This window comes from Xylanibacillus composti, assembly GCF_018403685.1.
GTDB lineage: Bacteria > Bacillota > Bacilli > Paenibacillales > K13 > Xylanibacillus > Xylanibacillus composti.
This window is the reverse complement of record NZ_BOVK01000040.1, coordinates 1-23,745: the sequence shown is the minus strand read 5'-3', so window position 1 is coordinate 23,745 and position 23,745 is coordinate 1. Positions and strand designations below refer to the sequence as shown.

General features: G+C 48.6%; 22 protein-coding genes. 18 read left to right on the top strand and 4 right to left on the bottom strand.

Annotated elements, in window-relative coordinates:
• Positions 1-217 precede the first annotated feature (217 nt).
• From XYCOK13_RS14495 to XYCOK13_RS14480, 4 genes are all read left to right on the top strand, one after another.
• Entirely contained in the window at positions 218-1,303 is a 1,086-nt protein-coding gene (locus XYCOK13_RS14495; protein WP_213412884.1) for a hypothetical protein, read from the top strand.
• Between the two features lie 241 nt (positions 1,304-1,544).
• Positions 1,545-2,633 (top strand): hypothetical protein, encoded by a 1,089-nt coding sequence (locus XYCOK13_RS14490; RefSeq protein ID WP_213412883.1) that lies wholly within the window; start codon positions 1,545-1,547, stop codon positions 2,631-2,633.
• Between the two features lie 99 nt (positions 2,634-2,732).
• A complete protein-coding gene (locus XYCOK13_RS14485) occupies positions 2,733-3,044 on the top strand; it encodes a DUF1806 family protein (RefSeq protein ID WP_213412882.1) in 312 nt (103 codons plus the stop codon).
• Positions 3,041-3,745 (top strand): PIG-L family deacetylase, encoded by a 705-nt coding sequence (locus tag XYCOK13_RS14480; protein WP_213412881.1) that lies wholly within the window; start codon positions 3,041-3,043, stop codon positions 3,743-3,745. The genes XYCOK13_RS14485 and XYCOK13_RS14480 overlap by 4 nt, the downstream gene beginning before the upstream one ends.
• An 865-nt stretch (positions 3,746-4,610) precedes the next feature.
• Here XYCOK13_RS14480 and XYCOK13_RS14475 read toward each other — a convergent pair.
• Both XYCOK13_RS14475 and XYCOK13_RS22370 read right to left on the bottom strand, forming a co-directional pair.
• On the bottom strand, positions 4,611-6,707 hold the full coding sequence (locus XYCOK13_RS14475; protein WP_213412880.1) for a DNA cytosine methyltransferase: 2,097 nt from the start codon (positions 6,705-6,707) through the stop codon (positions 4,611-4,613).
• A 279-nt stretch (positions 6,708-6,986) separates the two neighbouring features.
• On the bottom strand, positions 6,987-7,274 hold the full coding sequence (locus XYCOK13_RS22370; RefSeq protein WP_213412879.1) for a helix-turn-helix domain-containing protein: 288 nt from the start codon (positions 7,272-7,274) through the stop codon (positions 6,987-6,989).
• On the opposite strand from XYCOK13_RS22370, the gene XYCOK13_RS22365 reads away from it, so the two are divergent.
• The 3 genes from XYCOK13_RS22365 (at position 7,168) to XYCOK13_RS14455 (ending at position 8,224) form a co-directional block, all read left to right on the top strand.
• Positions 7,168-7,446, top strand: coding sequence for a CPCC family cysteine-rich protein (locus tag XYCOK13_RS22365; RefSeq protein WP_373314412.1), 279 nt, complete (start codon positions 7,168-7,170; stop codon positions 7,444-7,446). The two genes, XYCOK13_RS22370 and XYCOK13_RS22365, sit on opposite strands and share 107 nt — an antisense overlap.
• A 256-nt stretch (positions 7,447-7,702) precedes the next feature.
• Entirely contained in the window at positions 7,703-7,888 is a 186-nt protein-coding gene (locus tag XYCOK13_RS14460; protein WP_213412877.1) for an aspartyl-phosphate phosphatase Spo0E family protein, read from the top strand.
• 24 nt (positions 7,889-7,912) lie between these two features.
• Positions 7,913-8,224 carry a hypothetical protein gene (locus XYCOK13_RS14455; protein WP_213412876.1) on the top strand — a complete coding sequence of 104 codons (312 nt, stop codon included), beginning with the start codon at positions 7,913-7,915 and terminating at the stop codon, positions 8,222-8,224.
• Between the two features lie 848 nt (positions 8,225-9,072).
• Here XYCOK13_RS14455 and XYCOK13_RS14450 read toward each other — a convergent pair.
• A complete protein-coding gene (locus XYCOK13_RS14450; protein ID WP_213412875.1) occupies positions 9,073-10,080 on the bottom strand; it encodes a LacI family DNA-binding transcriptional regulator in 1,008 nt (335 codons plus the stop codon).
• Between the two features lie 406 nt (positions 10,081-10,486).
• Between XYCOK13_RS14450 and XYCOK13_RS14445 the strand changes: the two genes are divergently transcribed.
• The 8 genes from XYCOK13_RS14445 (at position 10,487) to XYCOK13_RS14410 (ending at position 18,203) form a co-directional block, all read left to right on the top strand.
• Positions 10,487-11,830: a hypothetical protein gene (locus XYCOK13_RS14445; RefSeq protein ID WP_213412874.1), complete on the top strand. Its 1,344-nt coding sequence runs from the start codon at positions 10,487-10,489 to the stop codon at positions 11,828-11,830.
• Positions 11,831-11,848: 18 nt separating this feature from the next.
• Entirely contained in the window at positions 11,849-12,574 is a 726-nt protein-coding gene (locus XYCOK13_RS14440) for a creatininase family protein (protein WP_213412873.1), read from the top strand.
• Positions 12,575-12,679: 105 nt separating this feature from the next.
• Positions 12,680-13,963: an ABC transporter substrate-binding protein gene (locus XYCOK13_RS14435; RefSeq protein WP_213412872.1), complete on the top strand. Its 1,284-nt coding sequence runs from the start codon at positions 12,680-12,682 to the stop codon at positions 13,961-13,963.
• Positions 13,964-14,026: 63 nt separating this feature from the next.
• Positions 14,027-14,905 carry a carbohydrate ABC transporter permease gene (locus tag XYCOK13_RS14430; protein WP_213412871.1) on the top strand — a complete coding sequence of 293 codons (879 nt, stop codon included), beginning with the start codon at positions 14,027-14,029 and terminating at the stop codon, positions 14,903-14,905.
• Complete coding sequence (locus XYCOK13_RS14425) at positions 14,906-15,745, top strand: carbohydrate ABC transporter permease (protein ID WP_213412870.1); 840 nt, start codon at positions 14,906-14,908, stop codon at positions 15,743-15,745. It abuts the gene before it with no gap.
• Between the two features lie 44 nt (positions 15,746-15,789).
• Entirely contained in the window at positions 15,790-16,908 is a 1,119-nt protein-coding gene (locus XYCOK13_RS14420) for a mandelate racemase/muconate lactonizing enzyme family protein (protein ID WP_213412869.1), read from the top strand.
• A gap of 32 nt (positions 16,909-16,940) precedes the next feature.
• Entirely contained in the window at positions 16,941-17,699 is a 759-nt protein-coding gene (locus XYCOK13_RS14415) for an SDR family NAD(P)-dependent oxidoreductase (protein WP_213412868.1), read from the top strand.
• Positions 17,700-17,744: 45 nt separating this feature from the next.
• A complete protein-coding gene (locus XYCOK13_RS14410; protein WP_213412867.1) occupies positions 17,745-18,203 on the top strand; it encodes a RidA family protein in 459 nt (152 codons plus the stop codon).
• A 153-nt stretch (positions 18,204-18,356) separates the two neighbouring features.
• Here the strand turns inward: XYCOK13_RS14410 and mscL are convergent, their stop codons facing one another.
• The gene (gene mscL / locus XYCOK13_RS14405; RefSeq protein WP_213412866.1) at positions 18,357-18,800 is read right to left on the bottom strand and encodes a large conductance mechanosensitive channel protein MscL; all 444 of its coding nucleotides are present in this window, start codon (positions 18,798-18,800) and stop codon (positions 18,357-18,359) included.
• A 367-nt stretch (positions 18,801-19,167) separates the two neighbouring features.
• Between mscL and XYCOK13_RS14400 the strand changes: the two genes are divergently transcribed.
• From XYCOK13_RS14400 to XYCOK13_RS14390, 3 genes are all read left to right on the top strand, one after another.
• Positions 19,168-21,069 (top strand): stalk domain-containing protein, encoded by a 1,902-nt coding sequence (locus XYCOK13_RS14400; protein WP_213412865.1) that lies wholly within the window; start codon positions 19,168-19,170, stop codon positions 21,067-21,069.
• A 74-nt stretch (positions 21,070-21,143) separates the two neighbouring features.
• Entirely contained in the window at positions 21,144-21,557 is a 414-nt protein-coding gene (locus XYCOK13_RS14395) for a hypothetical protein (RefSeq protein ID WP_213412864.1), read from the top strand.
• A gap of 28 nt (positions 21,558-21,585) precedes the next feature.
• On the top strand, positions 21,586-23,745 hold a 2,160-nt coding region (locus XYCOK13_RS14390; RefSeq protein WP_213412863.1), incomplete at its 3' end, for an InlB B-repeat-containing protein.

Genomic DNA, 23,745 nt, shown 5'->3' with positions numbered 1-23,745 from the left:
CGCATAGCGAATGGTGCGTTCGGTCAGGGAGGAGGCTGCTCGATTAAGGGGCAGCCTTCTTTTTTAGATGCAGCTGCTATTTTCAAGCAATGACAGTACCGCTCGCATGCCCTCATTATGTGCAGCGCTTAGGGGATTTCTCTATTAGTAGTTGCGAGTGTCTGGTTTATTCGGATATGATTAGAAAAAATTAACTATTGGAGGGATCTATTGACCAATGACAAATGCAAAAGTGCTGCCTTTGGCGGAGCCGCGTATCTACTCGTACTCCTCGCATGCTACGGCTTTGTCTATCATGTCCATTGACGAGGATTACTTGCCCTGGTTCTATAGCAACTACATACAGCTTTGCGGTCTGAAGGACTACAGCGTGACTGTAGATTTGCCTCTGGATTTTTATATGGGTCCGCGCAAAGATTCCAACTACTATGTGAATACGAACTGGTTGACGTTCCTGAGTACAGAAAGACAGTTGGTGGAAAGCACCTGTGGCGATATTATTCAATATGTCAGGGCGTGCATTGACCATAATCATTATGTAGCTCTATACTTGGATGAGTTTTACATGGAAGATCGTTGGGCTTATAACAGCAGAAAATGGGACCATGAGAATCTAGTCTTTGGCTACGACCTGGAAAGACAAATTTTCCACATCATTGGTTTTAAGGGAACCAATCGCAAATTCGAAGCTTCTGAAATCAGCTTTGACGTATTCAAAGAAGCCTATGCTCACTGCGATGACCAGAATCAAAACAACTGGAGAAGTCAAATCTTATTGATTCACAAAGTTCCCAAAGAAATCGGCCCGTTCAAAGGAAAATACGACTTTGATCTCGATTTGGTCATTCATACCATCGAGGAATTCCTGGAGTCCAAAGATGCCGCTAAGAAATTTAGCATGTTCCAGAATCGCCTGGAGCATTTGGTTTATGGCATTGAGGTTTACGATTCGATCAAAACGAACTTGCCCGACTTCTGGTTCGACTTTAGACCGATGCATGTGCTGGTGGAGCATAAAAGCTGCATGGTGGAGCGGATCCAATATCTGAAAGACAACGGGTATTTGGCTGAAGAGGAGTATACATATTTACATGAAGCTTATAGCAACATGGTTCGCACTTGCATGGTGATGAGGAGTACGCAGTTAAGATACATAGCTTCCAAGGATCGCGAGAAGGACAGCCACCTGCTGGATAAAATCATCACAGAGCTGGACCAGCTCGCAGCGCTGGAGAAAGAAGTTTTGGAGCGAATGCTCGTGGCTTTGAAGCAATCGCAGGGCAAGGCGGCAGTCTCCAATTGATTGCCAGTTCGCAGCATGGGCCTAACATCCAGCACTTGTCTAATGATTAGTTGACCAAGTACCTGCATACCGTGCATGTGGAGTGCTTAACATTGATGTTAGAAAGTATTTCAATTTGCTATAATGAATACAGGACTTTATAAAACTGAGACTCGGAAGATAGACACTTTGCAAAAAAAAGCGACACCATCTATTAGGAATGAAATGAAGGAATGCAACGATCGGAGGGAGCTATTGGCCAATGACAAGGACCAAGATACTGCCTTTGGCGGAGCCTCGTATTTACTCTTACTCTTCACATGCTACGGCTTTGTCTATCCTATCCATTGACGAAGATTATTTGCCCTGGTTCTACAGCAATTACATACAGCTTTGCGGTCTGAAGGACTACAGGATGAATGATGTTGATCTGCCCTTAGATTTCTATATGGGCCCGCGCAAAGATTCCAACTACTATGTGAATACGAACTGGCTAACATTCCTGAGTACGGAAAGACAGTTACTAGCAAGTACCTGCGGAGATATTATTTCATTTGTCATGGCGTGTATTGATCAGAATCATTATGTCACTTTACTTTTGGATGAGTTTTATATGAAAGATCGTTGGGCCTATAACAGCCGAAAATGGGATCATGAGAATATGATCTTTGGCTATGACCTGGAGAGACAAATATTCCACATCATTGGTTTTAAGGGAACCATTCGTAAGTTCAAAGCTTCTGAAATTAGTTTTGACGTCTTCAAAGAAGCCTATGATCAGTGCGAAGACTGGGATCATAACGACTGGAGAAATAAAATCTTTTTAATTCGCAAAGTTCCCCAGGAAATCGGCCCGTTTAAGGGGAAATACGATTTTGATCTCGAGTTGGTGATTCAGACCATCGAAGAATTCCTGGAATCCAAAGACGCCAGTAAGAAATTTGGTATGTTTCATAATAGCCTGACCCATATGGTTTTTGGTATGGAAGTGTACGATTCGATCAAGACAAATTTGCCCGACTTCTGGCATGACATCAGACCGGTGCATGTGCTGGTGGAGCACAAAAGCTGCATGGTGGATCGGATCCAGTATCTGCAAGACAACGGGTATTTGGCTGAAGAGGCATATGCTTATTTGCATGAAGCTTATAGCAACATGGTTCGCACTTGCACAATGATGAGGAATATGCAATTAAGATACATAGCTTCAAAGGATCGAGAGAAGGATAGATACTGGCTTGATCAAATCATCACAGAGCTGGACCAGCTCGCAGCGTTTGAGAAAGAAGTGTTGGAGCGAATGCTCAATGCTCTGAAGCCATCGCAGGACAAGGCGGCAGTCCCTAATTGATGGGATTGCCCGTTCGCAGCTGGACCTAACATCCGACACTTGTCGAATTCCGATTAAAGCTTGCACTAGATTTTTTTACAGAAACGGAATGATTAGACGATGCAGACAATAAACAAGTCCGACGTGGTTGCCGTCATCCAGAACTTCACTGCGCAAGACGTCTATATCCACAGTGAAGCGACATCCTTCGTGTTCGTCCGTAATTTTCGGGCTCATCTCACAGATTGCAGGATTGCGGGAGAGGGACCGTATCGAGTTGGCATGCGATTCGATGGGCACGGCTGGCTTCGCATGGAGGGGCTCACCCATTATGAAGTCGATGCGGATGGAAGGCTGCTGTTGGCAGGTTATGACGATGAGGGCCGAATGCATGTAGCCTTGGAGTTAGGAAAGGAGCCGTTCCCTGAATGAAACGCAGACTATTGGCAGTATTTGCACATCCGGACGACGAGTCGTTTATTTGTGGAGGAACCTTGGCGAAATATGCGCAATCGGGGGTCGAGATTACCTTGGTAAGCGCCACCAGAGGCGAGATGGGACGCCGGATGGGAAATCCTCCTTATGTGAACAGGGAGACCATGCCGGCCGTTCGGGAGAAGGAACTGCGGCAAGCATGCGCTGCATTGGGGATTCATCGTCTGATCTTCCTGGATATTCGCGACAAAACCGTTGAATTCATAGATCCGGAAAGCTTGACCGAACGAATTGCGGCCCTGATTAAGGAAGTGGATCCCGACGTGGTGCTCACCTTCCATGAGCAGCTGGGCGGTCACCCCGATCACTGCGCGATTGGGAAGGCTGCGACGGCGGCGTTCCACCGGACCAGCCAGAAAGGCTCCTTGTATTTCATCACCTTCGGAGATGCCATGGCATATCCCGAGCAGTTCGGATATACCCAGAATGACGTGGTCAAAATCGATATTCGTCATCAACTGGAGGCCAAGCTGGCTGCTTTCCGCGCGCATCGCTGCCAAACGGAAATCGACGCATGGGTATGGGAGCCCGATCATCAAGCGCTGGCCAAGTTCGGCCGGTATGAGTATTTTCTGGTTGGATCTTCTGCAGCACCGCAGCTTGTATGCGATGATTTGTTTCCATCGACTGGAGCCTGATTCGAGTGTGCAGATATGTGAGACGAATGAAAAATAAGTATGGTCCTGAATGATTGATTGACACTTGAGGCCGTAAGCAGAGTGGTATGGATGGTAAGATTTACTCTCGGTTTATAGCCAACTGAGAGCTGACTTCGTTCCGTGTTCCGCCAGCGGATACAATAACTCAAAGAGCCGCCTTTCACAAAGGCGGTTTTCCTATGGTTACCGGGCACCATTAGAATGTAACATGGCTATTTTTTGAGTGTTGCATTCCAAATTAGGAGGGATATGCTTGAATAGTTGCACGGTTCGGCGCTCATTCATACAAGCTGACAAGGGGTTGAGGTTGTGGAGTTAAAGAAGATATTAGCAGAGTTGGCTAAGGAGCGCCCGGTCTTTTCGAGTGAAGCTGACTTTCAACATGCGCTTGCATGGCACATTCATACTTATGATCCGCATGCAAAAATTCGATTGGAATATCGGCCCAAGATGACAAGCACCAGCAGTTTAACTTACGACGCCGACTTCGGGACGTTGTAGGCTAGGTAATAACATGATTAAATCATAAATTCACATTTGCTGTGGATTAGCCAATTCATTCACATGTGTGGATGTTTGGAATCAGGTATTTACGGGCAAGGTGATTGTAGATAATTGGAAATATTGTACAAATGGGGGACTTTAGTTTGGTCGATAAATTTTCGAAAGAAAAAAGAAGTTTGATATTGGAAAATTATACAAATATGGAAACTGGAATATGCTTCGAGTTTGGAGCATGAGTTGAAAGAGGATTTTGAGGGGTCTATAGATTACATTTATAATATAATTATATACTAAGCATAAAAAACAAAGACCCGGAAAGCAATCTCCGGGCTACCGAGGTTTAATCTTGTCCTATTTCCCCCATCATTCTTAAATCATCTTCCGATATTTCAGATGATGGAACTAATTTGTATTGCCTTTCTTCAACAACTTTCAATTCATCGTTTTGTATAATCAATTCAAACATGACAATTAAATTAGGTTCTTTAGCATGTACGGCGATAGCTTTATGTTTAAGAGTAGGGTATCTGTACTTGCAGTATTCGATGTCTTGTTTTACTTGAGTAATGCCGATCTGGTCACCGCCAATCTTAGCCTGTACAGGGACGATAAAATGCTCGCCCTTTTTATTCAATCCAACGTAGATTTCATCAATTTCAATCTGACCTATGCTCGGAATTTTCGTTCTTAAATGGTTTTGTAGCGAATAAGTAGTTATTCCAGTAAAGACGTCTATGAGTCTATTATAACGTACTCTGGCTAACAATGCTTGCTCATCGGAAAAAGCATACTTAGTAATAATTTCAGGAGTAGAATCAGGTATTTTAATTTGGTATAGATTAGGGTTTGGCGAGATTTTCGCACCTGACGAGTAAAGTTTGAAGCGGTACTTTGCATCCCCTGTACCTTCGATAGTCCATTGTTCGTCACCGGAACAAGTATCGAGAATTTCTTTAGGAAACATCTTTCTAAACCGATAGGAATAGATCACATCTCCGATATTCTTGGGCAGTTTAATTCCAAGTTTTTCGGCGGAGCGCACAATGTCTTCGCGTATAAAGTCAAATTCGCGCAATCCATCTTGATAATAGGCGAAGAAAATATCGCTAATTATTTTATCGTACTTCGATGCCACTCTGCTCCCTCCTTTTATTATCGCCTCACGATCTCTTGTTCCAACAACATCTTTAGATACATTGTGTTCCTTCGCCGCAGCTGACATATTAAACGCGAGCAGTTCTTCATTCATCAGACGGACTTCCTGAGAAGGCTTAACCAAATTTCCTCCCAGTGCTAAAGCAATTTGCTTTGCTACTGCTCTAGCCAATAATGGCGGAACGGCATTTCCTACTTCTCGGAAACCATGCCACTTTGTTACATGTAATCTAAACCAATCGGGAAAAGAATGTAGTCTGGCGGCTTCGCGAACAGTAATTACTCTTGGGTATAAATAGTGGATTGGTCTTGGACTTGTGAAAGCTCCATGTTTACTGTCGCTTCCTGCTCTTAATGTATTACATACACCATCGGGATGAAGCTTGAGAAAACGGCTAACTGGTTCAATCTGTCCTTGCTCTGTTTCAATAAATCTTTGCTTGGATTCGTCCGTGTGCTTTGTTCGAGCTGAAGATGTTAGTATGTTACGGTTGTGATTTCTAGGATAAGAAAAATCGTCATCATCCATTTTAAGTCCTACAAGGTATTTAGCATAATCACTAACGGGCTCGGTTCTATATTCTGTCCAATCTTGAGTTAGTAATTCCTTGAACGTATCAACATCGGGTAAATCGGCTAAAGCATCTCGGACGGAAGTGCCAAGAGGTAGTCCATTCTTACTAACGGTTGGAACTGTGCCATTAATTGCTCTTGGAACAACTGTTGGTTCGGGATACTCAATTAGTGGATTGCCTTTATATGCACCATAAAGAAAAAGCCTCTTTCTGCTTTGCGGCACTCCAAAGGAAGATGCGTTCAACACTCTATACGGTAAAGTTATTTCGTAGCCGATTCCTTGGAAATCGCTAATTATTGTTTGAAGAAGATTCTTAGCGGTTCCGAGTGTCAGACCTGATACGTTTTCCATTACAAAATACTTTGGGCGAATCTCGCTAATTATCTTATAGAAATGAAATAATAGGACATTCCGAGCATCGTCTGAAAGTCTTCTGCCGATCATTGAGAATCCTTGGCAGGGCGGCCCGCCGAATACAACATCAATTTCGCCGGGTTTTCTACCGATTTGTTCAAGAATGGAATGCCCCGAGATTTTGCTTGCATCGGCACATATTACTTTAGTGTGAGGGAAATTAAATTGGTGAACTGAAGCGTGTATCGGGTCGTATTCGACTGCCGCGAGTACATCGAAACCTGCTTGTTCGAATCCAAGCGACATTCCTCCTGCACCTGCAAAAAGGTCGATTGCGGTATATCTATTCAAAAAACTTTACCTCCTTGGGGACAGGTTGTCCATTATAGTAGTTTATAACATTATGAGAAAGATGAGAAGAGAATAAAGCGAAGTAAGAAATGTAAGTATACGGAAAAAACCTCCTCCGCTTTTGTTCGCAGAAGAGGTGCTTCCTCAATCCGTTCATTATGAATTAGACTTATAATACCACAGTTTCTTTGAAAAAAACAATGAGCACCCGAGTTGGTTTATCGAATAATGCCACTCATTATCAATTAGCAAACGGGTGATTAACTGTGAAATGGAATATTAGATTGAACTGAAAAGGATGAGCGAAGGTTCCCAGTTCATATTTTTCAGTATGTTCGCCATCTTACATTCGCTCATATTCCATCTCCACAAGCTTGAAAACTCAGAAGGTTTAATCCTAAGTCCCCGGCATAGATCAAATATTTTTGTGACCGATGGTTCGTTTCTGCCGACTTCGATCATGGAGATAAAGGACCTGTCCACATCGCATTCATGCGCCCAATCTTCTGGGCTAATGCCTTGCTTGATCCGGATCGCTTTCACGGTTTTCCCGATAATCTGTTTCATGATAACAGCTTGTTCGCTGAAGAGTTCTTGGGAAATCTGTCGCCTCTGTGGTTGGGAAGATGATGGACAAGACGATCCGAATGCGGATGAGGTTTGGGACGGGCCCAATGGAGACTATTCATTGTCCGCAAGAAAGAAGCATTATGTAATGTATCGCGATATGCCTTTGTGAGAGGACATGCCCATTTGGCCATGGATGATATAAAAATGTTTATTAGAAAATGATATTCTTCATTCACATGTTATTGCCTCTGAGAGTCGGAGGTTTTTTTATTGGCATATTCACGAATGGGACGTTTAGGTGACATTGGGTTTAACATATCGATTTATTTTTTTAATTCGACTTGCGCATTAAATCGGTTATGCAATCCCGTAAAATATGGATTGAAGGAGTGGTACATCCCAAACGCGATCGGAGGGATGGGTGGATGAGCCGATTACTGAGAATATTGGAGGAGGAACGGCGCAAGCTGAACAAGCTTGGCGAAGAGTCACTGGAGCGATTCATTGCTCTCTCCGACAATCCTGAGATTCAGGAACAAAGTCGAAAACTCGACAAGCTGGTGCTCCTACATAATTCTATGAAAACCAAGCGCTCGAAAAGCGCACAATAAGTCAAAGACAGGGGGACACAGAAGATGGAATTTCCACCGTGGTTTCGGCAAGTGATGCAAGGGAGGCTGGATGAAGTGTCTGCACGGATCGAACACCATCCTGATTTGAATGACGTTCGGGCTGCAGCAGACCGGGCATTCGAAGCCTTGTTCGAAGGCAGGGATATTATACATACGCCAGAATTTGCAACATGGGAGGACAAGCATTATTTGAAGCAAGGAATTGTGAATGAAAGGTTGTACTTGCAGGGGATGAAGGATGGCGTTCAGCTTGCTATGGCTCTACTCTGCCATTCTATGTCTGATCACCAATCACCAACTGAAAATGAATCATAATGCGATAATGGACAGCAAGCGGAGAAGAATTCCGCATGACAGCGGGCTGGAGCTAATATTGTTGACTGTTGGGCAAATCTCCCGGACACGCGGGGGAGCAACAGTGTACGAGCGCCCGCGGCAGCCGCTTGGCGCAGATTACTTTCTTCATTTCCTGCGGTATAATAACTCCACTCCAGCCAAGAACAACACGAACAATACAAACATCGATATGGTCTGCGTATACGTCATTCCCTCATTAATATTTGGTGCGATCAGGGCAGCAAGACCGACTATTACAATGCCTATGATTGACAGTCTCCACCCTGTTACATATTTTTTCATCATAAACCTCCCGCAGTCCTGTTGGCTTTGCCTCCAACTTCCAGAGTCATTATAACACGTGAAGCGCTGCAATTGCCCGTCGTTAGAGGACAAATTGTGTGCTCGCCACATAGGGTCGGGTAATGCGACTGAAGAATCTCGGACCGACCCAATATGGGGGGAGAACAAAACCAGCCCATACTGTTTCGAAATTGACGGAGCGAATTGACCTGCTGATGTGACTAGAGAAACCCCCTTCTCAATTGCAACTATATAGAGTGCAGCACCGATAGTTAGCTTGAAAGGGGTGATAGTATGGAATTGGTGTATGTGGCAAAAACCAAGGCAGGAACCAAAAAGATTACACTCAAGCTTAGCCTTGGCAGTTTCTTTGGACTCTTTCGATGAGTCATCACTGGGATTGCATCGCGGGAGTTAACCGCAATAATGCTAGAAGGACCGTCTGACTTGGCGGTCCGTATGGATGATAGTAAGCGAAAAAAAAAAGCTGAGCAGGGTTTCTCATTCCTGCTCAACCTTTTTTTTCAGTTATCAAACGAGGATGTGGAGCTGCGGACGATTAGCTTCGTTGCTACGCTCGCATCCACCTGATGAGGATCATCGCCGTTGATCAGATGCATAATCAATTGCGCCGAAAGCGCGCCGATTTGTTGTTTGGCTATTCGAATCGTTGTCAGAGGGGGATCGGTATGGAGGCCCCACTCGATGTCGTCAAAGCCCACAATACTGATCGACTTCGGAACATGGAACGCTTTTTCTTTGAGCGCCTTGATCGCGCCTATGGCCAATTTGTCATTCGTTGCGAATATTGCCGTGAAATCGATGTTGTCGAGCGCGGCTATCGCTTGGTAGCCGTCTTCGACTCCGACACCGGGACATTCGATCAGCTTCGGTATCGTCTGGTTCGCCGCGTCCTTCAAACCTTGCAAGTATCCCTGGTAACGCTGGTGAATGCTATTGTGACTAAGCGGTCCGGAAAGACAGGCAATGCGCGTATGATGGAGATCTATCAGATGGTTGACCGCCTGCAGGGCGCCGCGCGCATTGTCCGTGTTAACCGAACAAAAACCGGGGTGCATACTGTCAACAAGCACAACCGGAATTTTCAGGCTGGCGATCTTGTGCAAGAACCGCGGATCGTAATCAGCTCCCACTAGGATGGCGCCGTCCGCAGATTGATTCTCAAACATCTCATGAAACATGGAATCGCTTGGCTTGGGCTCGCTAAGTACATAATATAATAAATTGCTTCGCTGATGCTGCAGTTCGGTGGCTATCCCTTCTGTGATCAAGGTATAAAATGGGTCGGTTTCGACTGCCTGATTCATGCGCACCAGCAAATTAATATTCGTTATTTGATCCTTGCCTTGACTAACATTGCGCCGCTTGGGCTGCAGATCGTGTTCCTCGATCAGGTTCATAATGCGTTGACGCAGTTCATCGCTCACTCCGGGACGATTGTTGATCGCCTTGGAAACCGTTGAAGTAGAAACCCCCAACTTAGTGGCTATCTCTTTCAAAGTGATGGACATTCCTCGTTCCTCCTACCTTATAGGACTCAGCAGTTAAGTAGTGAGCTAAATCCATTATAATTCCAAGTTTAGGGTATTGCCACATTTTCGCTGACAATCTCATTTAGATGGACTGATCTTGCAAAAATCACGAAGAAAATTTCGCGAAATTTATATGACACTATCATATACTATGTCAGGAGAAAACACAAAGAAATCGGGGTATTAATCTAATATTTGCGCCGATTTGAACAAAAATAAGCGAAATTAGGAAGAAATATTTCTATATTATTTCGTTGATTTTTTTTCTAACCTCGCTATAATAGAGAAATAAGAACTGATTTTTTTTGTGAATTTCTTTCCTGGAGTCGCATGTAAGGGCTCACAACAACTATTATGACGATTGCACCATGGAGGAGGCTGTCAAGTGACAAACAAGTACGTAGGAGTATGGGGCGTATTCGAAGAAGATTACGCAGAAGGTCTGGAGAAAGCATTTCAGCGCTATAAAGAGGCCGGAATCAAACATGTTATGTACGGCGGAATCGCGCATACGTTCGATGTGCATGAAGAGTTTTACCGCGATACGAAGATTGATCCATGGATTCAAATTAACTATGAGAAGAACGTTGGCGACGCGTTCGGAACGAAGTTCAATCTGATTACATCCGAATTTAATGATCTCAATGCATTGGCCGGCGAATATGGGCTCAGCCTGGACTTTGATATTACGCCCGGCGTCAGCGACCCGATCGTGGAAGCTTACCCTGACACAGCAGTCGTCGACATTGAAGGGAAAACAAGCAAGCACTGGATGTGTCCGTCGAATCAGGATGTGCGGGCATACTTCTATGGAAGGACGGAGGATATCTTAAGAAATTACAAGGGGATTCGCGAGGTAGAACTGGACGTTGTCAGCATTGACTTCTATGATCCGCAAGTGGTGCCGGACTGGGTGCTGCCCGAATTGTATCCGCTTCGGCAGCTGGCTATCGGCAACTGCTTCTGCGACCATTGCGTGAAGAAAGCGAAGGATGCCGGTCTTCAAGTGGACAAGATCAAAGCGGAAATTGCGGAGATTTATAAAACAGCGACTACATTGACTTACGAGAACTTTAAAGACCAGGCGGAAGCCTATCGCGGTGCATTCGATGTGATGCGATTCGTGATTAAGCACCCGGAACTTATGCAATGGCTGAAATTCAGAGGGGAAGCAGTAGACGATTTCGTCATTGGCATGAACAAACTGGTGAAGAGCGTTGATCCTTCCATTCTCATATCAAGCGATTTGGTTTCGCCAAGCTTCTCCTGGACATTGGGGCAGATGTATCATACGCAACCTGCTATTACGGATTTGACGAAGCTCATGCTGTACCATAAGCGGATCGGTTCGTTCGAGGTAAAGCCGTTGAAGCGCATTCAGCAAGCGATTCCGGAAATTAAAGAATCCGAATTGCTGGATCAATACTTCCGCCTGAAAGCGTTCGACGGACCGGATTCGTTCCAGGGATTTGTCGATGAAGGTGTAAGCGTGGAGAACGTCTACTACGAAGTGAAGAAGGCGAAAATGGAAGTCGGACAGCACCATAAGATTATTGCGGGACTTGTCGGCGATCCTCCGGCAACGCCGGACGATGTGCGGGAAGCGGTCGTCATGGCCCATAAAGGCGGAGCTGACGGATACATGCTCCATCTATGGTACGGCAACGCTCCGAAAGAGAACGTCGTTGCATTCGGCGAGCAATTGAGAGCGCTTGGAGAAATCGAATAGAAGGGAGGAGTCGCTAAGATGAAGACATTGCCATGGCAATACTTCGAGAAGGAAGTGTCCGATAAGAAAGTGGCCATCTTGCCGGTTGGCAGCATTGAGCAGCATGGACTGCACGCGCCGCTCGGCACGGACTTATTTATCGCGGAAGGCTTGGCGGGAACTGCGGAGGCTCATGAGGATGCCATCGTATTGCCCTCTATTCCCGTCGGTGTCGCCGAATATCATCGGGATTTCGCTGGCTCGCTGTGGGTAAAGCCGGAAACATTGAAACAATACGTAGGCGAAATCATCGGCAGTTTGATTTTTCATGGGATCAAGAAAGTGATTATTGTCAATGGACATGGCGGGAACAGAGAGCCGATGAAAGAGATGGCGCGTTATCTCATGCTGGACAATCCGGGAATAAGCATTGTCGTATGGACATGGTTCGAGAGCATCGAAGCGGACATCATTAAGATGTATGGAAGGCGCCCGCCGCTTCATGCGGATGAAACGGAAACTGCCATGCTGATGGCGATCCAGCCTGATTCTATCAAGCCCGAGCATTACGAAGAATCCGCGAAGGGTGCGGGAGAATGGGGCAAATTCTATAAAGGCACAATGGTCTCTCAGGTCGTGAAGGATTTCAGTCCGACCGGAGCCACCGGCAATCCGGCATTAACCGACCCGGAGCGGGGCAAGCACATGTTCGAATTATCGAAAGAGAATTTGAAGGAATTAATCCGGTACATGAGCGATCTGTAAACGGTGAAAGATGTCTGTATGGTTTGTACATGATGATCGCAAAAGAGGCTTAGGCGTGAAATCATTGCAATAACAATAATAAACGAACCAAAGGGGAGGATGCACATGCGCAAACTGGCAGTTTTGTTACTGGCGTTGGTTTTGGTTGCAACTGCTTGCAGCAATGCCTCGAACACGGAAAATCAGCAGAACGGTGATACAGGTAATTCGGAAGCAGGGCAAACAACCGTTACTTGGTGGGTGCCGAACTGGGACGAAGCGGTGGCGAAGGAGCTTATTGCGAAATTTGAAGCCGCCAACCCGGGTGTTAAGGTTGAGATTGTGACAATGACGTGGGATACGATGGAAAATCAGATTCGGGTATCCTTGATGTCCAAAGAAGCTCCGGATGTCATTACGGAATTGGAGTCGCGGGTCAAAAATCTCGCCTCGCAAAACCTGTTGATGAACTTGGACGGTTTCTACGACGAACATTTGGACAAGGATGACTTCATCGCCTCCGCATTGGAGATCAACACCTATGAGGGCAGCATCTATGGCGTTCCTTTCCGTCATGACGGTTCGGGGGTGCTGTACAACAAGACTATGTTCGAGGAAGCCGGCCTTGATCCCGATCATTTCCCGGAAACATGGGATGAGTTCGTAACGGCCATGGAACTGCTGACGAAGGATACGAACGGAGACGGCACGATTGATCAATATGCATTAGCGTGGCCGTTAGGCAATCAGGCGAATGCCGTTACGCGATTTATCCAGTTGTTGTACAGTGAAGGCGGCGACATCTTGAACGAAGACGGCACGCGAAGCGCTTTGAATTCGCCAGAGGCCGTGGAAGCGTTGGAGAAATTAGTCGCTACGATCAAGAACGGGTATGCGCCAACCAGCACGATGGAATTGGATAACACGACCCTTCGCGGACTGTTCGTCAACGAGCGTATCGCCGCATATATTGGCGGCCAATTCGACATTGCGCCGATTCAAGAAGAGAACCCGAATATTCAGCTTGGAACAGCAGTGATACCAGGACCGAACGGTATGGGGACTTCGACGGTCAACGGCTTTTCGCTGATCGTGCCCGAGCAGGCTCGCCAGAAGGAGGCGGCTATGGAGCTGGTGAAATTCATCGCCGAGCCTGAGCATATGGCTGAGCTGACAGCGACATTCCCTGGGACAAGAAGTGCTTTGGAGCATGAGAAGTTCGCAGACCCTCTGCTGAAGCCGTTCGCGGATCAATTGGAGCAAGGGAAGTCTGAGCCATCCTATGCGAATTGGCCTGCGATGGAAAAAGCGATTTTCGAAATCATCCAGGCGGTTGTACTGACGGATTCGCCGATTGAGGATGCCGTCAAGATGATGTCGGAAGCTGTAGACAATATTATCTCCCAGTAAGCAGGATTGGTCAGGAGCTTTGTTCTCCTGACCAATCTTTAGTCGGTGAGCGAGGTGATGAACTTGGCGTCAAAGGTAATGGACAGGGAAGCGCGGCGCGGATTTGCATTTGCGGCTCCCGGTGTTCTCGTAACGGCGATTCTTGTATTGTTTCCGATAGCGTACGTGCTCTATTTAAGCTTTTTTCAGGTAGACGCAGGCTCCTCGCGGTTCGTCGGCTTCGAGAATTTTCAGGCGATCATGACCGAACCCAAATTTGGCCGGATCGTCTGGAATACATTGTGGTGGACGATCTCGACCGTTGTGCTCGCCTTTCTTCTTGGCGCGGGCACAGCTATGCTGATTAATCAGGATTATATCCGGGCGAAGGGAATGTGGCGGACGATTCTGCTGCTTTCGTGGATCACGCCCGGCGTCGTCAAGGCGACGGTCTGGAAATGGCTGTACAGCACCGATTTTGGCATGATTAATCATGGGCTTATGAGCCTGAATATATTGCAGGAACCGGTTGCGTGGCTCATGAATCCCAGCTATTCGCTGGCTGCCGTTATTTTGGTGCAAATCTGGGCAACCTTTCCTTATGTGATGCTGATGATCAGCGCAGGCTTGCAAGCGATTCCGAAGGATTTGTTCGAGGTCGCGGATATGGAAGGCGCGAGCTTCTGGCAACGAATTCGCTATATTTATATTCCGCAATTGAAGGATGTAACCTTTATATGCGTGCTTATCCTTGTAATCTGGTCCTTGAACGAATTTTCGATTATCTGGATCATCACGCAAGGCGGTCCGATGGGCAGCTCGCAAGTGCTGTCGCTGTCGATTTATGATAAGTTCAGATCGTTTGATATTAGCGGGGCGGCGGCAACCTCTGTGCTGCAGCTTGTTGCATGTCTGGTATTTGCGGCGTGGTATATTCGCAAATCGAACAAGGAGGCGGGATAGATGGCAGGACGAAAAGGTCAAGCTGTAAAAAAAGTAATCTCCTACGCTCTGCTCGTGCTGCTTTCCTTGTTTGTTCTCGTTCCATTGTTGTGGATCGTCAGCACATCATTCAAGCCTGCCGGGGAAGTATTCTCTATACCGCCTGTATGGGTTCCGGAGGATCCGACAGTGGGCAACTATGAGAAGGTTTTGACGGAATCGTCTATTCCGAGATACTTTATGAACAGTCTGCTGGTAGGGCTGCTGACGACGTTCATCGCACTTCTTCTGGGGGGAGCCGCCGGATACGGGTTCGCCAGGTACAAATTCCGCGGCAACAATTCGATGTCTTTATTCATGCTTATTAGCCAGATGCTGCCATTGACCGTCCTGATGATTCCGATTTACTTCATGATGGTCCATTTCGGCTTGCTGGATTCTGTTCCCGGACTGGCTATCGCCCATTTGATCCTGGTGCTGCCGGTCGTCACTTGGATGTGTCGAAGTTATTTCGCATCTGTTCCCAAGGAAATAGAGGAATCTGCGCAGATCGACGGCTGCACGCATCTGGGGGCGCTGTTCCGTGTGATATTGCCGATTGTCGCTCCAGGACTTGCGGCTACGGCGATCTATGCCTTCATTATGTCCTGGAACGAATTTGTACTGGCTTCGATCTTGACGCTCTCCGACAAATCGAGAACGTTGCCGATCGGCCTGACAGAATTTTCGTCCAGCTTCAATGTAGATTGGGGAAGCACGATGGCTGCAAGCATGCTCATTTCGGTTCCTGTTATCGTATTCTTCTTATGGCTTCAGAAATACTTCGTGGAAGGTCTTGGACAAGGCGCCGTAAAAGGATGACAGAACGTTACTTATTCTAGCTAGGACAGTGGGAGGAATGCGGTATGAAGATTCGCGATATTGAAATGACGGCTGTAGAAGTTCCGGTTATTCCGCTTGAGGAAGGCGGGATTGCTCCATATCGGGGGAGCCAGGACAAGGTCGGAACAACGAGCATTACGAGTCTGATATTCAAGGTAACGACGGACGAAGGAATTACCGGTTGGGGCGAGATGAACCCGATTATCTCGACCAAAGTGACGAAGGTGCTGCTGGAGGAGTATATCAAGCCGCTCGTTATCGGGCAAAATCCGTTTGATCTGAACAAGATCATGCAGGCTTTCGCCCCGGTCTATAATCCGCAAATTAATACGAAATCGTTCCTGACGGCCATCGAAATGGCTTGCTGGGATATTATGGGCAAGTCGGTTAACAAGCCTGTCTATGAATTGCTGGGCGGCAAAGTCCGCGACCGCATCGATATTGCTTATGCGTTGGGTATTTTGGACATTACGCAAACCAAAGAGAAGATTGCGCAGATCAAAGAAGAAGGCTACCGGACATTGAAAACGAAGGGCGGCAAAGATGTCGTATTCGATATCCGGCGCACGATTGCAATGCGTGATGCGGGCGGCGACTACTTCGACATTCGCGTGGACATGAATCAGGGATATGACACACCGACGGCTCTGCGCTACCTCCGCGGGGTCGAGGAGTGCGACATTCAATATATCGAACAGCCGATCAAGGTGAACAAGATGGACGATCTGCAGTCGCTGCGCGACCGGACGCGCGTGCCGATAGGCATTAACGAGGATTGCTACGTTCCCGGCAATCTGTTCGAGGCTATCCGCCGCAAGGCGATTGATATCGCGATTGTGGACTTTGAGCCGCTTGGGGGCATAACGGAGTTGTCGCGTCTTGAGCATGTTGCCCGGGAGGCTGATTTGCCGCTGGCTCACCACTGCGGCTGGGATATGGGCGTCAAGCTGGCGGCCATTCTTCACTCCACATGCACGATGCCGGCCTTCACCTATCCGATGGACAGCACATACTTTGCCCATGCGGACGATGTGCTGAAGGAGAAGATTCGGATTGAGGACGGAAGCTACGTCATTCCGGAGGGAGCCGGATTGGGCGTTCAAGTAGATGAAGAGAAGCTTCAGTTCTTAGCAGTGAAATAATACCGAGCCTGGAACGGAGGTGGATGGTTGCGGTGTATGGATTTTCGGGCAAACATGTTGTCGTTACAGGCGGCGCTATGGGGATCGGCCGGGCCATTGTCGAAGGCTTCGCGGTGGCCGGTGCCAAGGTGGTGTTCGCCGATCTGAACGAAGCGGCCGGCGTTCGCGCGCAAGAAGAAATACGGTTGCGCGCGAATCATGCCGACGTCTATTTTGTTCATGCCGATCTGTCTGCCGCTAACGGCGTGCTGCACTTTACAGATCGGGCGATGGACATGCTTGGCGCGGTGGATGTCCTCGTGAATAATGTAGGCGTCAATTTTCGCAGCGGGGATATTCTGGAGCACCGCGAAGAGGACTACACGCATTCATTCGAGACGAACATTATGAGCTGTATTCGCTGCATTCGCAACCTCGTCCCGGGGATGCTGGAGAGAGGAAGCGGCTCGATTGTCAATATTTCCTCCACGATGGGGCTAGGCACAGCGGGCTTCTCGGCTTACGCCTGGTCCAAGGGGAGTTTGGATACGTTGACGAGATCGTTCGCGCTGGATTACGCCAATCGGGGCATTCGCATCAACGCAGTCGCGCCGGGGCTGATTGCGACACCGTCGACACAACCGTGGATCGACGAGCAACAAGATGCGGCTGCGGCCAAGGGCGTCCCGATGGGAACGGTGGGACAAGGCCACGATATTGCGAATGCTGTCCTGTTCCTCGCATCGGACAAGGCCGCATATATCACAGGCCAGGTTCTCTACGTAGACGGCGGTTTGTCGGTTGGCGAATAAGATCGCCGGTATATGAAGTGCGAGATAGAGAGGAGAGGGAATTCGATGGATGTTTATCAAAGATTGACTCAGCTGGGGTTGGAAATTCCGGAGTTGCCGAAGCCGGTCGCTTCCTACGAGCCCGCCATGATTCACGGCAATCTGATATTCTCGGCAGGACAGACAGGAACGGTCAAGCAGAGGCTTGTGCACAAGGGCAAGCTTGGACAAGAGGTGTCGATCGAGGAGGGCAAGGCCTCGGCCGAGTTGTGCTTGCTCAATTGTTTGTCAGAGCTGGAGTTTGTGCTGGGCGATCTGAATCGGATCAATCATTTCATCAAGCTGACCGGATTTGTGGCTTCGAGCAAGGATTTCGGCAATCAGCCGGAGGTTGTCGAGGGCGCGTCCGCGCTATTGCTTGAAATTTTCGGGGAGAAGGGCAAGCACGCCAGATCGGCGCTCGGCGTAGCCGAGCTCCCGTACAACGCCCCGGTGGAGATAGAAGTCATCGCCAGTATCGACTAATGCTGCATCCTTAATAGGATTTCATGGCAATTAGGGTTGGGCAGAGTGTGTAAACTTTGCCCAGCCTTTTTTGCGTGCCGTGTACGCGCATGTTATCTTTGTGCGTGGTTTGCAGGATGCCCATTCCGCCTGAGTTGCCTTGGGAGGCAATCACTACTCCAGGATTGTCGTGCAGTATTTGCAACGTTTCGCTTGGACCGGTATTTCTGACATACAATCCGGACACCCTTTGGTCTCAGGAGGCTTCGCGGCTGTCTGTTTCTCGAACTTGCGTTTCATTCGGTTCATTTGTCTAATGACGAGGAAGATGACGAATGCAATGATCAGGAAGTTGATGACGTTGTTAATGAACATACCGTAATTCAAGGTGGCTGCTCCTGCTTCTTGCGCTGCTGCAAGACTTGGATATGCAGTGCCGTCCAGACTGATGAACAAATTATTGAAATCGACTCCACTCAACAGCAAGCCGATTGGCGGCATAATGATATCATTGACCAATGAATTGACGATGCCGGTAAAGGCAGCGCCAATGACGACGCCGACTGCCAGATCGATCACGTTGCCGCGCATTGCGAATGTTTTGAATTCTTTCCACATCTTCTATCCCCCCCTGTATTTCTTTTATCGGCTGTTAAGAAAAGAGATTGTAGGTACGATATTGCATACATGCTGCAGGCCCAGTACACGTTCATTCCCATATGGATGCGAGCGGCCATCCCCATTTCCTGTAATTCTACACTTAAGGAAGAAAGTTTGACAATCCCCTCTGTCACATATCTGCTAATAGATGTTCATCCGCCGTGTCCATGGTTCGTCGTACTTGATCGGCATTCGGGCTGATGATTCAGCGGCATCGGCTTGCGAACGGGGCAGGTGTTCAAAGGCTTCGAAATAAGTTATAATGCACCTGGGAATAACTACATATTTTTCTTAAGAACGACTTCTTAAAGGGAGGGGACAAACGATGGGGAAGAAAGCGGCGATCATGCTGATAGCGATGATCGTATGCATCATCCCGCTAGCTGCAGGAGCTGCATACGCAGACGAATTGCCGATTCGTGTGGTGATCAATGGAGAGAGGGTCAATTGGAGCAATCCGAATGAAGTGTTTATAGCCAATGAGAAGGTGTACGGTCCGTCCTCGTATTTTACGGATTATCTGAATGCCAGTGTTAAGATTGATGAGCAGAACAGCAGGATCGAAATTGCCATTGGCCAAGCCAAAACCGTGCTGCCGGTTTATGACTTGGATCAATTGACAAATGCAGCAGCGATTAGCGCGATTAGTCTAAACGGTTCTGTTCATCTTCCGCTGATCGACACAGGGAATGAATTGGGATTAAGTGCAAGATGGGATGCGAGCGTTCAAACCGTATATATCCGAGGGGATCAGATCAAGCCATCCGAGTCCCCGAAAGCCGTGTCTCCAAAAGCCAAGGATGCGCCGGCGTTCGTCGTGAACGAGAAGCCTGTTGGGATGAAACCCCAGCCCTATAAGGCAGGCGATAATGTGTACGTGCCCATAAGAGTCATTGCTTACGCTCTAGGCATCGAAGTTACCCAAGATGCAATGGACAGCATCTCGCTTCGTTACGGTAACGCTTCAGAAACGATAACGAATCCGGTCACCCGATTCGAAACGCCGTACGTCGATCTAGGCTTTCTGGAAAAAAGGTTGGGCGTTGCTGTCCACTACGACGATCAGAGTCATACGTATCAGTTGACGACTCAGACGCCTGCCCAATCGATTCAGGACATCATCTCCAACGAACAACAACTCGTGATCGAGGATATGTACGGGTTCGTCGTCTCCTACAACGACCGTATTTCACAAGTATTCAATAAATACAAAGATTCCAGGTTAATGCTCAGCAAGGGACCTTATGATGACTCCGGGAACAGTTATGCCCAATTGTCCTTGAGCATTAGCTTTAATGTTGGTGCAGATGTGCCTGTGCAATTTGGCGAAGTAGAGGAAATCTTAGGTCAAAGGGTTGAGAGCAGTGCCGTGAACGCTGTGATGCAGTATGTCAAGACGAGAACGGATCGAGACACGCAATTGCCGCAGAAAACATTCGAGGATCGTCATTACAAGATTTATGTCAGCGGAGATCGAAGCGGGACGGGGGTTACAGTATTCAAAAAGACGATTCCGGGTAAGATCGCGCTAGAGGATGTTCATGGCTTTCAAATCTCTTATGACCGAAGCAGCCGATTAACGAAAGCCGGCGTACAAGTGATGAAGGGACCGTTCTATCCTCAAGGGGAGGACCCGGACAATCGAATACTCATACTTGGGATTGGATACGACGAGAATGCCAGGCACGCGCAACAATATGAGGAAGTCAAGGGAATCTTATTGCAAAAGCTGAGTGCCAAGGTCTACGCTTCGATTCATCAACAAGCCCGTGTGATCCTCAACAATCAGGCGAAGGGGATTGCGACAGCGCCTGCTGAGTTGACAGACGGCCATTATACTATCATCGTTCAGGGAGCGCCAGCGGCTCAGGGCGTTGAAATTACCGTGATCACCGAACCGATATCGATTGTGCTGGATGGAATCGTGTTGGAGGTTGCGGAATCGCAGCCATTTTTGGAAAATGGGAGTGTTTATGTGCCTTTGCGACTAATCAGCGAGTCTCTGGGCGCTTCTGTTAACTTTCAAGAAGAAGCTCGCATGATTGCGATTACCAAAGGGGATAAGAAAGTGACGTTGGCGCTAGACGGCGAGGTGAACGGGGCACGGGTCATCGTGCAAAATCAGCGGACATTTGTGCCGCTTCGTTTCATTAGTGAAAGCTTAGGTTCAGAGGTAAAGTGGGAGGGCGCTGCCAAAACCGTTTATATTGACACGAATAAGGACTAGTTCCTATGTCTGCATTAGGCTGATTCAGAAGGATGAGCGGAGTTTCACCGCTCATCCTTTTTGGGAGGCGGGACTTGAAGCCTCTGCGTGTTCACATCGGATTGACTTCATTCCCCGTATTTCCACAGTACGTATGTGAATCGTTAGACGCCTTACCTATCCTCGGATCAGTTAGTAGTTTTGGCTTGGGCTCGGGATTCGATGACCGGTTTTATGGCTGGTGTTTGTCTGCCGCAAGCAATGAAAACAGCAGGGGAGTTGCCGGCCCGGTTGAAGCGATGCATTATCTCATTGAATTTATGATCACTGCTGAGTTTGTCCATGCTGAGCGACTCACGCGGCTTGCGGAATTCGTCAAATTGCTGAATAGACAAGCGAGAAGTACCGCCGAGACTGTACGTCTTGACGGTGCCCGTTTGTCTAGTTATATTAAATACATATATGTATGTATTTTATCTGACTATATTGAGAGAATGATATTCTCATAGTCTCAATAGTTGAAAGAGAGGATTCGGGATGATTGTGATGCGTTCCAGGTATAAGAGGATATTTCGCCGTTTCGTGCAGACGATGAGCTTGCTTGCGCTGGTGACGGGCGCTGTGATGCCTTTTCATGCAGATCCGGCGCACGGCGCAAAGGCGGATAGCGGCCGCCGCGCGGAAATGGCGGCGATTGCAGCAGGATATGGTCATTCGCTAGCGCTAAAAACGGATGGTTCTGTTGTGGCGTGGGGGGCGAATGATTACAGTCAAACGGCGGTGCCAGCGGAAGCGGAATCCGGCGTGGTAGCGATAGCAGCGGGAGAAGATCATTCGCTGGCATTGAAAACGGACGGCACCGTGGTGGCGTGGGGATATTTTGGCGCAACAGACGTGCCGGACGGGCTCTCCGGTGTAGTCTCAATTACTGCGGGAGGCAATCATTCACTGGCGTTGAAGGCGGATGGTTCTGTTGTAGCTTGGGGATCGAATCATGAAGGTCAAACGACGGTGCCGGCGGAAGCGGAGTCCGGTGTGGCGGCGATAGCAGCGGGAAATTATCATTCGCTGGCGTTGAAGGCGGACGGCTCAGTTGTGGCTTGGGGATCGAATCATGAAGGTCAAACGACGGTGCCGATGGAAGCGGAGTCCGATGTGGTGGCGATTGCAGCAGGGTATGGTCATTCGCTAGCGCTGAAAGCAGACGGCTCAGTTGTAGCCTGGGGATCGAATGTTTACGATCAAACAACGGTGCCGGCGGAAGCGGAGTCCGGTGTGGTGGCGATAGCAGCGGGAAGTCATCATTCGTTAGCGCTGAAGGCGGATGGCACCGTGGTGGCGTGGGGATATAATGCTTACGACGTGCCGGAGGTGCCGACGGGAGCGCAGTCCGACGTGGTGGAGATTGCATCGGGAAATTACCATGCGCTAGCGCTGAAAGCGGATGGCACTGTTGTGGCGTGGGGATGGAATGATGACGGTCAAACGATAGTACCGGCGGACATCGTCATTCCGGCCAAAACGAAGAGAATTGCAGCGGGAAGTTACCATTCCCTGGCGCTGAAAGCGGATGGCACCGTTGTGGCTTGGGGATTGGATGATGATGGTCAAACGACGGTGCCTGCGGAAGCACAGTCCGATGTGGTGGCGATAGCAGCGGGAACTCGTCATTCCTTGGTGCTGAAGTCGGACGGCACCGTTGTGGCGTGGGGAGGAAATGGATTAAATCAAACGGCGGTGCCGGCGGGAGCACAGACCGGCGTGGTGGCGATTACAGCCGGCAGCGCTCATTCCTTGGCCCTGAAGGCGGACGGTGCCGTTGTGGCGTGGGGATATAATGCTTACGATCAAACAGTGGTGCCGGCGGGAGCGCAGACCGGCGTGGTGGCGATAGCAGCGGGAAGTTCTCATTCCCTGGCCCTGAAATCCGACGGTACCGTGGTAGCGTGGGGATCGCCTTATGAGGATCAAACGGTGGTGCCGGACGGACTTTCCGATGTAGTGGCGATAGCAGCGGGAGGTGATCATTCCCTGGCCCTGAAGTCGGACGGCTCTGTGGTGTCGTGGGGATCGGGTACTCAAACGACAGTACCGGCAGAAGCGAAGATCGGAGTCGTGGCGATAGCAGCGGGAAGCTTTCATTCCCTGGCCCTGAAGGCGGACGGTTCTGTTGTGGCATGGGGATCTAATAATGACGGTCAAACGACAGTACCGGCAGAAGCGCAGACCGACGTCGTGGCGATAGCAGCGGGACATGGTCATTCTCTGGCGCTGAAAGCGGACGGCACCGTTGTAGCGTGGGGACGGGATAATGACGGTCAAATTTCGGTGCCCTACACCGTGACGTTCGATAAGAATGGCGGAGATGCGGAAGCAAGTCCAATGACTATGACCGTCGCACACGGAGGGAACGTAGGAACGCTGCCAACTCCGCCGACGCGGGAGGGGTACACGTTCACAGGCTGGAACACGGCTAAAGGCGGGGATGGCGCTGCGTTCGAAGCCACAACAGCGGTAACCGCAGACATAACCGTCTATGCGCAATGGACAGCAATCCCAACTTACACCGTGACGTTCGATAAGAACAGGGGAGAAACGGAAGCCAGTCCCATGACGATGACCGTCGCACACGGAGGGAACGTCGGAACGCTGCCGACACCGCCGACACGGGCAGGGTACACGTTCGCAGGCTGGAAC